Raw genomic sequence first — 393 nt, forward strand, 5'->3', positions numbered from 1 at the left:
GGTCCGGCTCGCCGACCGGGTCCGCCAGCCCGGGATCTCGCTGCGGGCCATCGCGGCCGAACTGGGCCGGCCGGTCTGCACGATCAGCCGGGAACTGGGCCGCAACCAGCAGCCCGATGGCACCTATCAGCCCCATGCCGCGCACGAACTGGCCACCGCCCGGCGCGCCCGGCCGAAGGCCGGGAAACTGGTCACGGACCCGGCGTTGCGGGCGATCGTCCAGGATGGGCTGGATGCGCGGTGGAGCCCGCAACAGATCACCCGCCGGCTCCGCCGCGATCACCCCGACCGGCCGGAGTGGCATGTGTGCTGCGAAACGATCTACCAAGCCCTGTATGTGCAGGCCCGAGGCGGTTTGCGGCGTGAGGTCGCCGGGTGGCTGCGGTCCGGCCG

1 protein-coding gene is annotated in these 393 nt (G+C 73.0%); it reads left to right on the forward strand.

Annotation, left to right across the window (positions count from 1 at the left end; genetic code table 11):
* The coding region (locus QQ657_RS56540) for a helix-turn-helix domain-containing protein (protein ID WP_284750754.1) at positions 1–393 on the forward strand (393 nt) is incomplete at both ends.

Origin of the sequence: Amycolatopsis ponsaeliensis, assembly GCF_030182635.1 — a bacterium.
Classification (GTDB): domain Bacteria; phylum Actinomycetota; class Actinomycetes; order Mycobacteriales; family Pseudonocardiaceae; genus Amycolatopsis; species Amycolatopsis ponsaeliensis.